Annotated in this window: 11 protein-coding genes; 8 read left to right on the top strand and 3 right to left on the bottom strand. The window is 54.0% G+C overall.

Annotated elements, in window-relative coordinates:
* The first annotated feature begins 94 nt into the window (after nucleotides 1-94).
* The 5 genes from ileS to rsmD are packed head-to-tail and all read left to right on the top strand — an operon-like array spanning nucleotide 95 to nucleotide 6,416.
* On the top strand, nucleotides 95-3,046 hold the full coding sequence (ileS, locus tag MXMO3_RS13845; protein WP_117396839.1) for an isoleucine--tRNA ligase: 2,952 nt from the start codon (nucleotides 95-97) through the stop codon (nucleotides 3,044-3,046).
* Nucleotides 3,047-3,056: 10 nt separating this feature from the next.
* Nucleotides 3,057-3,539: a signal peptidase II gene (gene lspA, locus MXMO3_RS13840; protein ID WP_117396245.1), complete on the top strand. Its 483-nt coding sequence runs from the start codon at nucleotides 3,057-3,059 to the stop codon at nucleotides 3,537-3,539.
* Between the two features lie 49 nt (nucleotides 3,540-3,588).
* Nucleotides 3,589-4,218, top strand: a complete 630-nt coding sequence (locus MXMO3_RS13835) for a hypothetical protein (protein ID WP_117396244.1) — start codon at nucleotides 3,589-3,591, stop codon at nucleotides 4,216-4,218.
* Between the two features lie 50 nt (nucleotides 4,219-4,268).
* Entirely contained in the window at nucleotides 4,269-5,840 is a 1,572-nt protein-coding gene (locus MXMO3_RS13830) for a pseudouridine synthase (RefSeq protein WP_117396243.1), read from the top strand.
* A gap of 15 nt (nucleotides 5,841-5,855) precedes the next feature.
* On the top strand, nucleotides 5,856-6,416 hold the full coding sequence (gene rsmD / locus MXMO3_RS13825; RefSeq protein WP_117396242.1) for a 16S rRNA (guanine(966)-N(2))-methyltransferase RsmD: 561 nt from the start codon (nucleotides 5,856-5,858) through the stop codon (nucleotides 6,414-6,416).
* Nucleotides 6,417-6,420: 4 nt separating this feature from the next.
* On the opposite strand, the gene mutL is transcribed toward rsmD, so the two are convergent.
* Entirely contained in the window at nucleotides 6,421-8,280 is a 1,860-nt protein-coding gene (mutL, locus tag MXMO3_RS13820) for a DNA mismatch repair endonuclease MutL (RefSeq protein ID WP_117396241.1), read from the bottom strand.
* A 96-nt stretch (nucleotides 8,281-8,376) separates the two neighbouring features.
* Between mutL and MXMO3_RS13815 the strand changes: the two genes are divergently transcribed.
* Nucleotides 8,377-8,835: a nucleoside deaminase gene (locus MXMO3_RS13815; protein ID WP_117396838.1), complete on the top strand. Its 459-nt coding sequence runs from the start codon at nucleotides 8,377-8,379 to the stop codon at nucleotides 8,833-8,835.
* Here MXMO3_RS13815 and MXMO3_RS13810 read toward each other — a convergent pair.
* Nucleotides 8,804-9,664: a patatin-like phospholipase family protein gene (locus MXMO3_RS13810; RefSeq protein ID WP_051213199.1), complete on the bottom strand. Its 861-nt coding sequence runs from the start codon at nucleotides 9,662-9,664 to the stop codon at nucleotides 8,804-8,806. The genes MXMO3_RS13815 and MXMO3_RS13810 overlap by 32 nt on opposite strands.
* A 75-nt stretch (nucleotides 9,665-9,739) precedes the next feature.
* The gene (gene purD, locus MXMO3_RS13805) at nucleotides 9,740-11,014 is read right to left on the bottom strand and encodes a phosphoribosylamine--glycine ligase (protein WP_117396837.1); all 1,275 of its coding nucleotides are present in this window, start codon (nucleotides 11,012-11,014) and stop codon (nucleotides 9,740-9,742) included.
* 107 nt (nucleotides 11,015-11,121) lie between these two features.
* Between purD and xseA the strand changes: the two genes are divergently transcribed.
* Nucleotides 11,122-12,558 (top strand): exodeoxyribonuclease VII large subunit, encoded by a 1,437-nt coding sequence (gene xseA, locus MXMO3_RS13800; protein ID WP_117396240.1) that lies wholly within the window; start codon nucleotides 11,122-11,124, stop codon nucleotides 12,556-12,558.
* Nucleotides 12,559-12,604: 46 nt separating this feature from the next.
* Nucleotides 12,605-12,820 (top strand): DUF2093 domain-containing protein, encoded by a 216-nt coding sequence (locus tag MXMO3_RS13795; protein ID WP_027833655.1) that lies wholly within the window; start codon nucleotides 12,605-12,607, stop codon nucleotides 12,818-12,820.
* Nucleotide 12,821: the final 1 nt, after the last annotated feature.

Here is a 12,821-nt window from a genome sequence, read left to right as displayed (position 1 = left end):
GTGCGCGAACGAAGTGTCGGATATAAATTGAAATCAAGCCAAGGCGAACCCGCCTATCGGCAATTCCAGTACAAATTGAATGACGGTTAGCACCATGAGCGATAATTCATCAGGCGCGGATACTCCGCAAAACGACAAAAAAGACTATTCGGCAACGCTAAATTTGCCCAAAACAGATTTCCCCATGCGCGCGGGCTTGCCCAAGCGCGAGCCAGGCTGGCTGAAGCGTTGGGAAGATATGGACCTTTACGGTCAATTGCGCGAAAGCTCCAAAGACAAAGAAAAATTCATCCTTCACGATGGCCCTCCATATGCCAATGGCAACATCCATATCGGCCACGCACTCAATAAAACACTCAAGGATATGGTGGTGCGTTCGCACCAGATGCAGGGCTATAACGCTGCCTACATCCCGGGTTGGGATTGCCACGGCCTGCCCATCGAATGGAAAATCGAAGAGCAATATCGCGCTAAAGGCAAAAACAAGGACGAAGTGCCGATCAATGAATTCCGTAAGGAATGTCGCGAATTTGCGGGCCATTGGTTGGATGTACAGCGTGAAGAATTTAAACGCTTGGGCGTAAATGGTGATTGGGACAATCCTTACATCACCATGTCCTTTGATGCGGAAGCGCAGATCGCGCGCGAACTAATGAAGTTCGCGACCTCTGGCCAACTTTATCGTGGCTCAAAGCCCGTGATGTGGTCGGTTGTGGAACGCACAGCCCTGGCGGAAGCCGAAATCGAATATCATGAGCATGAGAGCGATGCGATCTGGGTGAAGTTCCCGGTGACCGCAGCAGGTGGCTCCGGCGAACAAGCCGATTTGGTCGAAAAGCTGATGGACGCCAAAGTGGTGATCTGGACGACCACACCATGGACGATCCCAACTAACCGTGCTGTCTCGTTCTCATCCGACATTTCATATGGCCTTTATCAAGTCACAGAAGCGCCGGACGAAAACTGGGTGCAAAAAGGTGAATTGCTGATCTTGGCAGATAATCTTGCTGCTGACGTATTCACCAAAGCGCGTGTTGATGCGTTTGAACGTGTGGCCGACTTGCCGGCCGATATGCTCGCTGGCGTGGAGTTGGAACACCCGCTGCATGGCCATGGCGGCGGCTATGAATATACCGTGCCATTGCTCGATGGCGATCACGTTACAGACGAAGCGGGCACCGGCTTTGTGCACACAGCACCGGGCCACGGCGCGGACGACTTTGAAATCTGGATGGACAATGCACGCGATCTTGAGGCGCGCGGCATCGACACAACCATCCCTTTCTGCGTGGACGCAGGTGGCTATTACACCAAGGATGCGCCGGGCTTTGAAGGCGCGCGCATCTTGGATGACAAAGGCAAAAAGGGCGATGCGAACAATAAGGTGATCGCAGAGCTGGCTGCACGCGGCGCTATGGCGGCGCGTGGGCGATTGAAGCACCAATATCCGCACTCTTGGCGCTCCAAAAAGCCGATCATCTATCGCAACACGCCACAATGGTTTGTCTATATGGATCGCGATATCGGTGGTGCTGGCGATACGTTACGTACCCGCGCCATGGACGCAATTGAGGCGACCAACTTTGTGCCGCAAACCGGCAAACGCCGCTTGAGTTCAATGGTCGAAGGGCGCCCCGATTGGGTGCTCTCGCGCCAGCGGTCTTGGGGCGTGCCGATCTGCGTGTTTGTCAATGAAAATGGCGAAGTGCTCAAAGATGATGAGGTCAATGCCCGCATTGCCGATGCCTTTGAAGCCGAAGGGGCTGATGCGTGGTTTGCCGAGGGCGCGAAAGACCGTTTCTTGAGCGATCAGTACAATGCAGCTGATTGGGAACAAGTAACCGATATCCTGGACGTGTGGTTTGACTCTGGATCAACCCACGCCTTTGTGCTGGAAAAACGCGACCATCACCAATCTCCGGCTGATGTGTATCTTGAAGGTTCAGACCAGCACCGCGGCTGGTTCCAGTCTTCTTTGCTGGAAAGCTGCGGCACCCGTGGCCGTGCACCCTATAAAAACGTGGTGACCCACGGTTTCACCATGGCGGAAGATGGGCGCAAAATGTCGAAATCGATCGGCAACACCATCGCGCCGCAAGATATCATCAAGCAATATGGCGCAGATATATTGCGTCTTTGGGTGTCTTCAGTTGACTATTCTGAGGATCATCGGATCGGTGATACCATCATCAAAACCACGGTTGATGCTTACCGCAAAATGCGCAACACATTGCGGTTCTTGCTGGGCAGCTTGGCACATTATGATCCATCTGAGCAGGTGGCGTTTGAAGATATGCCTGAGCTTGAGCAATATATGATGCACCGGATCGCCAAGCTCGACGAAGAAGTGCGGGCGCATTATAAAGCCTTTGATTTTAAACGGGTTTTTTCAACTCTGTTCAATTTCATGACCGTCGACTTGTCAGCCTTCTATTTCGATATCCGTAAGGACACGCTTTATTGTGACCCTAAATCGAGTGTGAAGCGCAAAGCAGCGCTGACCGTGCTCAACCAATTGTTTGATTGCCTCACCGCATGGCTGGCCCCGATCATGGTGTTCACCATGGAAGAGGTGTGGCTGGAGCGTTACCCGGAGGGTGATAGCTCCGTGCATAAGCGCGAGTTCCCCACTGTGCCCGCCAACTGGCGCAATGACGCATTGGCCGAGAAGTGGGCCAAAATCCGCAAGGTACGTCGTGTGGTCACTGGGGCATTGGAAATCGAACGTCGTGAAAAGCGCATCGGCTCGTCGCTAGAATCGGCACCAAAGGTCTATGTGGCCGATGCTGATTTATATGTCGCTATCCATGGCGAAGACATGGCGGAAATCTCCATCACCAGCCAAGCTGAGGTGCTGCAAAATGAAGGCCCAAGTGAGGCTTTCCGTTTGGACGATGTACCTGGCGTCGCCGTCGTGCCCGCCATGGCTGAGGGCAAAAAGTGCGAGCGTTCTTGGAAAGTGTTGCCGGAAGTGGGGCAGGACCCAGAATATCCGGACGTAACATTGCGTGACGCGCAAGCCTTGCGCGAACTGGCGCAAGCCTAAGGGAAAAAAGATGAAGGCGAATATAGCCCACAAAAGCCTGTTTGCCTTCTTCTTGGCCCTATTGTTGGATCAGGTCCATAAGATCTATATGCTCAATATTGTGGGGTGGACTGGCGGCGAAATTGTCACCGTCACCCCATTTTTTGATTATGTTCTGGCTTGGAACACGGGCATTTCCTATGGCTGGCTGGGCGATGCGTCGCCCTATGTGCTCGTGGGGATTATGGGCATCGCCATGCTCGGGCTTGCCATTTGGTGGGTCACCGCCACAACCGAATTGGTCAAATGGGGCATTGCGACTGTTTTGGGCGGTGCGCTCGGCAATTTGATCGACCGAATTGCTTATGGCGCGGTGGCGGATTTCTTCTCTTTTCACGCTTTTGGATATTATTGGTACATATTTAATCTGGCAGATGTAGCAATTGCACTTGGCCTTATTATCTTGTTATGGGATATAGTGCTAAAGCCTCAAGGGGATAGTTCCTCAAAATAGCCTTTTTTGAGACCTATGGCCTATCGGGTAAGTTTTTGGAGTGGCATGCATGTTCAGTACGAACCAGAAGTTCTTTTCTTTCGCAAAACGCGCGGGCACAAGTGTCCTGTTGGGCGCTTCGCTTTTAGGCTTGGCGGCATGCACCACAGTTGAAGGTACCAACGCGTTTAAAGATGGCAACACCTTTGAGCGTGAAGTTATGTCTGAGACATTGCGCGGCTTGGGTGTGCTTGAGCGGGAAGAAAAAGAAGACATTTCTGCCCCTCGCGCGCCGCTTGTTTTGCCAAAAGACACGAAGTTCTTGCCGATCCCAACCGAAACCGCAACAGCTTCATTGCCCGAAGACTCTGATGAAGTCCGCTTAGACGAAACCCAGCTCACCGAAAATGAGATCAAATTGATCCGCGGTGCGCGGGTTGCCGACCTCAGCGATGCGCAAGGCCGTGCCTTTACGCCGAAAGAAGCGCAGGAAGTGGCTCGCCGCTTCCGTGAGCAGCGTTTGGCCTACCAAAAGGCGCTCAAGAGTGGCGACAAACGCCCACTTTATCTGCCACCAGAAAAGTATTTCACCAAAGTTGGTGGTCAAGATTTGATCTGTTTGGCTGAAAATGGGGATTTAGTGCCACTAGATAGCCCTCTTTGTCCTCCTGAGATCAGAGAAGCGTTGCAAGGCTCCTAACAAACGGGTAAACCCTCCGAAACTCTTTCAATTGTTCCGGAGCCACTCTAATGGCCAAAAATGACGCTGGCAGCACCAATGACCGCCAGACTGGTGATCGTATTGCCAAAGTAATGGCACGCGCTGGCCTTTGTTCGCGCCGCGCTGCCGAAGTGTGGATCGCTGATGGGCGTGTTGCCATTAATGGCAAAACCATCGATAGCCCTGCCGTAAATGTCACAGCTAAAGACCGCGTTTTGGTCGACGGTAAGCCGTTGGGCGAACGAGAAGCGACCCGCGTTTGGCTTTATCACAAGCCAGCTGGTCTAGTCGTCTCAGAAAGCGACCCGGAAGGGCGCCCAACTGTATTCGAAGCCTTCGATAAGGCGGGATTACCCCGTGTGATGACAGTGGGCCGGTTGGACATCAACACAGAGGGCTTGTTGCTGCTCACTAACGAAGGGGGCCTCAAGCGGGTGCTTGAATTGCCCGCGACCGGTTGGGCGCGGCGTTATCGTGTGCGGGCCTATGGCCGCATCACGCAGGAAAAGCTGGATGAGCTAAAAGACGGCGTCACCATCGACAAGGTGCATTATGGCCCGATTGAAGCCCAGTTGGAGCGGCAGCAAGGCAGCAATGTTTGGTTGATTGTTTCCTTGCGCGAAGGCAAAAACCGTGAGGTGAAAAATGTGCTCACCGCATTTGGCCTTGATGTGAACCGTTTGATCCGCCTCAGCTATGGCCCGTTCCAGCTTAATGAGTTAAAGCCCGGCGAAATTCAAGCGGTCAAAACCCGTGTGTTGAAAGATCAGTTAGGCCAAAAATTAGCCGATCAGGCTGGCGTGGACTTTGATGGGCCTATCGTGCCTGTGGTGCCCAAAGCCGAAAAAGCCGAAGCAAAAACCGAACGTTTCGGACGCGCCCGTGGCCGCACAGGCGAGCCGAGAAAACCTGCTGATCAAAAACGCTCGCCACGTGGTCGCAAATTTGAAGAAGAAGAGGTGACACCTACCCGTCGCGTATTGTTCGATGATGGCAATATCGGCGAACATGTGCCCCGCGCCCGCAAAAAAGACGACGAAGATGAGGGCCCGCGCGGCAAAAAACGCTTTGGCGATAAAGACCGCAAATTCGATCGCGATGACCGTGGCCCCAAGCGTGAGTTTTCAAAAGACCGTCCGCCACGTCGTGATGATCGCGATGGTGCCAAAGGTCGTGATGATAAGCGTCGCGATGGCAAGCCATTTGAAAAGCGGGACCGCAAAGAGGGTGGTCGACCTTTCGGCGAAAAGAAACATTTCGGCGATAAGCCGCGTGGTGCTGCAGGGCGTCGCGATGACCGCCGCCCGGATGATCGCCGCGGCGCGTTCACAGATCGCAATAAGGATAAAGATAAAGGTGAGCGTGGCGACCGCAAGCCGTCCGGCGATAAGCCGCAAGGTGACAAGCGTTTTGATAAAAAGCCAGGTGGTCCACGTGGCAGCAAGCCAACCGGTGGCCGCGGCAGGCCGGGTGGTGGGCATTCCACACAGGGCTATTCAGACGCAGGCCGCCATAAAGGTCGTCCAGCCGGAGATCAACGTGGACGCGGGGGTAAACCCGCTGGCCGCAAGCCCGGTGGTCGCCCACCGCGCAAACCATAGGCCGAGTTGAGTTTTATGCGCATTGTTGCCGGCAAGTTTAAATCTAAAACCATTGCATCGCCTCAGTCGGACGACATTCGCCCGACTTCGGATCGGGTGCGGGAAAGCCTTTTCAACATTCTGGCCAATCATTTCGGCCCGGTTATGACCGGCACCCGCGTGTTGGATTTGTTCGCAGGCACCGGTGCCTTGGGCCTCGAAGCTTTATCGCGCGGGGCAGAGCACGCCACATTTGTTGATACGGGCGTAGAAGCGCGGGCCTTGCTGCGTGAGAACATCCAAGAGTTTGGTGTAGCGGGTCAATCGCGCATGTTGCGTCGCGATGCAACCGATCTGGGTCAAATCCAACGCATTTTGCCGTGCAACCTGGTATTTTTAGACCCGCCATACGCTAAAGGTTTGGGCGATAAAGCATTGGCGGTCGCCTATGAGGGCGGCTGGATCGCGCCAGAGGCGATTGTCGTGTTGGAAGAGCAAAAGGGCGTTGAAGTCAAAGCGCCTGATGGTTTCGAAGTGCTCGATGAGCGCACTTACGGGGATACAATGATCCATCTGTTTAAAGCGCCTGCCGTTTAGGGCCCTACCGCCGCCCGAACAGCCGTTCAATATCCGCCTTTTTCAGCTCCACATATGTGGGGCGACCGTGAATACACTGCCCCGAATGCGGCGTGGCTTCCATGTCCCGCAACAGCACGTTCATTTCTTCGGCCCGCAATCGTCGACCTGAGCGCACAGAACCGTGACAAGCCATGCGCGCCGCAACCTCTTCCAGCCGTTCTCGTACGATTGAAATATTGTCCCACTCGGCCAGTTGATCAGCGACATCATTGACCAGTTTTTGTACGTTCGGATGCTTCAAGATCGCCGGTGTTTCGTGCACGGCGATGGCGCGCGGGCCAAAGCGCTCGACGCCCAATCCCACTTGCGCCAACTCTTCCTGTGCCTCCTCCAGTCGATCGCAATCTTCTTCTGTGAGCTCAATCACCACTGGAATAAGCTGGCGCTGCGCAGGCACAGGCCCGTCGCTGAGTTCTTTCTTGAAACGCTCATAAACCAGCCGCTCATGCGCCGCATGTTGATCAACAACGATCAAACTGTCCGGCCCTTGCGCAACGATGTAATTCTCGAACAATTGCGCCCGTGCAGAGCCAAGTGGAAAATCATCATTTTCTGGTGGCAAATCCGGCGCGACTTCCATCCGGGCGCTTGGCTGGTGCACATCATGCATGCGCGGTGCATCTGATTGAGGTGGTGGTGCGAAGCCTGTCGGCGACGTATTGGCCCATTGCTGCTGATGCGGCATGGCAAAACCATCACCCGTTGCGTTGGGCGCAACGTACGGCGATGCGCTCGCAGGCGGTTGTTGTGCTGGTCCACCACCAGGTTGGAACGCGGAAAGGGTGGCGTCGGATACCGTTTTCGACGCGCGGAACCCGGCAGCGTCAAGGGCATTCATCACGCCACGGATCACCGCCGCCCGCACCAGCCCGGGGTCACGGAACCGCACTTCAGCTTTGGCAGGGTGCACATTCACATCCAAATCTTGGCTGGGCATGTTCACAAAAACGGCTGCCACCGGAAACCGATCACGATGTAAAAAATCGGCATAGGCGCCGCGCAGGGCGCCAAGCAAAACCTTGTCGCGCACGGGACGGCCGTTCACAAAATAGAACTGCGATAAAGAATTGGCTTTGGTGTATGTCGGCAGCGCCGCCATGCCGCGCACCAAAACCGGTCCGCGCTGATAATCGATGGGCACCGCATTTTGTGCAAAGTCCAATCCCAAAATTTGGCCGAGGCGGTTTTTATCGCCCTGAAAATCATCTTCCACATCGGACATGGGTTGCGCCGGCCAGTTCAATGTCTGCCTGTCCGATCCCGACAAGATGAAATGCACATGTGGTTGCGACATGGCCAAACGTTTCATCACATCGGTGATCGCGTTGGTTTCGGCCCGATCAGATTTCAAAAATTTCAACCGCGCGGGCACATTTTTAAACAGTTCGCGCACTTCGATCACAGTGCCGTGGGGCATTGGCGAGGGCGAAATCACCGCTTCACCGTCGATAAAACGCAATTGTAGGCCCAACTCTGCGTCCTGTGGGCGCGTGGCGATGCGCAAATCCGCCACCGCACTGATTGAGGCGAGGGCCTCGCCGCGAAAGCCGAGCGTTTGAATGTGATCAAGGTCATCCTCAGGCAGCTTGGAGGTTGCGTGGCGCTCAACGCTCAATCGCAAATCCTCTTCACCCATGCCACTGCCATTATCCTCGATCCGGATCAGCGATTTGCCGCCCGCAGAGGTGGTAATGGCAATGCGCGTCGCGCCAGCATCCAGAGCGTTTTCCACCAACTCTTTGACAATGCTGGCCGGGCGCTCGATCACCTCGCCAGCCGCAATTTTATTCACCAGATCGTTGGGCAGTTGCCGAATGCGCATTGCTGATTCTCCTATCCCGATAGCATAGGACCAACCGATAGGCTTTGCATCATCCTCAAACCTATGGCAGGTAACATTTCAACAAGTAGGATGAAGATGACCGCAAAATCTGATCAAACCCCGATGCAATTGGCGCTGAATTTGGCGCGAGAGGCTGCCGCCGCAGGCGAAGTGCCCGTTGGCGCGGTTATTGTGAAAGACGGTGTCGTGATCGCCGAAGCGCAAAACGAGATGAAGCGTAAAGGTGATCCGATGGCCCATGCCGAAATGCAGGCTATGCGCGCGGCACTGGCAAAATTGGGCACGGGGCGTTTGGAAGGCTGCGATCTTTACGTGACGTTGGAGCCATGCACCATGTGCGCTGGCGCGATTGCCCATACGAGATTACGCCGGGTCTATTATGGGGCAGAAGATCAAAAGGGCGGGGCCGTTGATAATGGCGTGCGCTTTTTCCACCAAGCGACCTGCCACCATCACCCAGAAGTGATTTCAGGCATTGGCGAAGCGGAAGCTGCAAAAATGCTCATCCAATTTTTTGCTGAGAGGCGAGCATAAGGTCAATCCGCGTGGCCAAATCGCGCTTGAACTTGTCTTTTACCAAGTCGCCAGCGGCCAAGATGTCGCGAACACGCCAAAACTCGTACGCCCCGAAATGTCCAACAGGGGGCCGTACATATATATCCGGCGGATAGGCGGCGATGGCATAGGCGCTCATCGCGTGCATCATGATTTGTGCCGCACCCAAGCCCACGTCAATCGCCGATGGGGTAGCCATTTCATTGATGGGCACGGGATCACCGTTCACATCCACACCGATCAAAATGTCCATATTATGTGCTGCATGGTCCAGCGGCAACGGGTTCACAACGCCCCCGTCAACTAGGGTTTGGCCATGGTGTGACACGGGTTTAAAAAGACTTGGGATCGCAATGGACCCAGCAATTGCTGGTGCAATCAGGCCTGTGTGAAACACAACTTGATGCCAACTCTGATAATCCGTCGCAATAACACGCAGTGGAATTTTCAGATCATGAAAATGTAGCGGCAAGGTGCCGGGGGCGAACGAGGTGAGCACCTTAGTGGCGTCAAACTGCATCGAAATACCATCTTGGAACATGGCTTTGATGCCGGTCACCTGCGTCCGCCACAAGCGAGAACTGAGCGCCCGCATCGACCCTAGAACTTCAATCGCATATTCGCGAATTTCTTTACCGCTCATGCCCGCGGCCCAGCCCGCGCCGATGAACGATCCTATAGAGGTGCCAGCGATCAAGTCGGGCTTTAAACCCAACTCATCCATGGCCTCGATCACAGCGATATGTGAGAGGCCCCGTGCGGCACCGCCGCCAAGCGCAACGCCAATTTTGGGACCAGTAATTGTCATCTTTAACACCCGATGCTCGTATTCAATCTAGATGTTAAATGAAATTGTTTAAACTTTTATATCTTCAAGAGGAGATTACGCATTTGTGCGCTCAAGCGCCCGCCATGCAATGTCTTTTCGGCAAAAACCATCGGCCCATTCGATCTTGTCGATGGCGGCGTAGGCCTTGTCGCGCGCGGTTTGTGCGTCTTTTGCGGAGGCTGTGATATTGAGCACTCGGCCCCCTGCGGCCACCAATTGCCCATCCACGAGCGCCGTGCCCGCATGGAACACCTTCACCCCATCGGTTTCCGCCGCCTCGATGCCATTAATCGGAGTGCCCTTTTTATATGAGCCGGGATAGCCATTTGCCGCCATCACAACGGTGAGGGCGGTGCCTTCGTGCCATTCGGGTGTGTGTTGGTCCAAAGTGCCTTCAATTGAACCCTCAATCAGATCCAATATGTCGGATTTAAGCAACGTCATCAGCACTTGGCATTCTGGGTCACCAAAGCGCACATTATATTCGATCAGGCTTGGCCCATCTTTGGTGATCATAAGGCCAGCAAACAGCACGCCTTTAAACGGTGTGCCGCGATTGGCCATACCTTTGATCGAAGGGGCGATAATCTCGTTCTTAACTCGCTCAATCATTTCATCGGTCATCACAGGCGCAGGCGAATAGGCCCCCATGCCGCCAGTGTTGGGCCCTTTGTCACCATCATGGGCGCGCTTATGATCCTGAGCGGAAGCCAAGAGCTGAAAGTTGACCCCATCGCTAATCGCAAAAAGGCTCGCTTCTTCACCGACCAGGCATTCTTCGATAACCACGGATGCACCAGCAGCGCCAAACGCGCCGTCAAAAATGGCATATAGCGCATCTTCCGCTTCTTTGAGCGTTTGCGCCACAATCACGCCTTTGCCTGCCGCCAAGCCGTCGGCTTTGACAACAATCGGCGCGCCTTCGGCGCGAACATAGTCGATGGCGGCATCCAATTCATCAAATCGCGCATATTTGGCGGTTGGAACGTTCATCTCATCACACAAAAGTTTGGTGAAATGCTTCGAACCTTCAAGCTGGGCGGCTTCTTTTGAGGGTCCAAATACCTTGATGCCCTTGGCCTGCAAATCATCAGCAATGCCAGCCACCAATGGCGCCTCCGGGCCAACGACCACAAGGTCGATTTCACGGGTTAAGCAAAACTCCGTCACTTGCTCATGATTGCTCACATCAAGCGAAACCAAAGAACCACATGCCGCCATTCCCGGATTGCCAGGGGCAATAAAGAGTTTATCGAGCCGCGCAGAGCGCGCAATTGCCCAAGCCAATGCGTGTTCACGCCCACCAGAACCCAACAGCAAAATATTCATGTTTTCGATCCGAATTTGAAACAATACCCAACCTGCGAATCCCATATCATGTTGATTTACAAAGGTCACCCTTGACCTTTCAACAATGAACAGGCACCACTTGATTTATGGACGAGCAATCAGGCAATACGGGCTCCAATGCCCATGAATTCACAGTAACTGAGATCTCTCAATCGGTGAAGCGCACCGTTGAGGAACAGTTTGGTCATGTGCGCATTCGTGGCGAAATCACGGGCTATCGGGGGCCGCATTCTTCTGGCCATGCCTATTTCGCGCTCAAAGACGAAAAGGCTCGCATTGAGGCTGTGGTCTGGCGCGGTGTGTTTTCAAAGCTGCGGTTCAAACCTGAAGAGGGCATGGAGGTCGTTGCTTCGGGCAAATTGACCACCTATCCAGGTTCGTCGAAATATCAAGTCGTGATCGACAATATTGAACCTGCGGGGGCAGGGGCTTTGATGGCGCTATTGGAACAGCGCCGCAAGCAATTGGCGGCTGAAGGGCTTTTTGACGCCTCGCGCAAACAGGAACTGCCTTATCTGCCGCAAACAATTGGCGTAATTACATCGCCGACAGGGGCGGTAATCCGCGATATTCTACACCGTCTCGACGATCGCTTCCCTACCCATGTTATTGTGTGGCCCGTGCGGGTGCAGGGCGATACCTGCGGCGCGGAAGTGGCCAATGCCATTAATGGCTTTAACGCTTTGCCGATTGACGGACCGATCAAACGCCCAGATTTGCTTATCGTTGCACGTGGCGGTGGTTCAATTGAGGATCTGTGGGGCTTTAATGAAGAAGAAGTGGTGCGTGCAGCGGCTGCGTCGCAAATCCCGCTGATTTCAGCGGTCGGCCACGAAACAGATGTCACACTGATTGATTATGCGTCTGACAGACGAGCGCCTACGCCTACGGGCGCAGCAGAAATGGCCGTGCCTGTTAAATCAGAACTGGTCAATTATGTGCTTGACCAGGGCACTCGACTGCGGGCCGCACAAGCTCGCAATATTGCCACTGCGAAGGATCGGTTGCGCGCTGTATCAGCGGCGCTGCCAAAAGCTCAGGATCTAACCAGCGTGCCGCGCCAACGGTTTGATATGGCCACCATGCGCCTTGGCAATGCGTTGAACCAATTTGTAGATCGCAAGCGTGCCAGCTATTCGCAGATCAGCGCCCGTCTGTCGCCACATGGCTTGCGGCAAAAACAACAAAACTTTGCCAGTCAGATCGAAAGCCTGGGTGCACGTTTGCAGCCTGCGGCGTTGGCTGCGTTTGAACGCAAGCAAACCAAGGTCGAGAATTTGGGCAAGCTATTGGATAGTTTGAGCCACAAAAAAGCGCTGGAACGCGGTTTTGCCCTGGTGACAGATGCCAAGGGCAATTTGGTACGCTCATCCTCAACCCCGCAAACGGGCGAGGGGCTAAACGTGCAATTTGCAGATGGTGATTTAGGTGTGGTTGTGACTGAAGGAAAACCTCCGTCGCAAAAACCCAAACCAAAATCGCCAAGCAAAGAAAAAGAGACAAAACAGCAAAGTCTTTTTTGATTTTTTCCTCAGCTCATCCTAAATAGGAAGCGAAAGAGGTTCACACATGAATATTTTTGAAAGTGGCTTTGGACAAAGCGAAGCCAAATTGCGCTATTTGGATGCAGATTTTTCGGTGATTAAACCGGGCACTTTTGTGCGTTGCGCTGTCACCGGAAAGCAAATTCCATTGGATGAATTGTCTTATTGGAGTGTCGACTTGCAAGAGCCGTATGTGGACGCACACGCGTCTCTCAAAGCCCTGCAAGCGAGCAAAAAGTAAC

Source organism: Maritalea myrionectae, from assembly GCF_003433515.1.
GTDB lineage: Bacteria > Pseudomonadota > Alphaproteobacteria > Rhizobiales > Devosiaceae > Maritalea > Maritalea myrionectae.
This window is presented reverse-complemented; position numbering and strand designations above follow the sequence as displayed.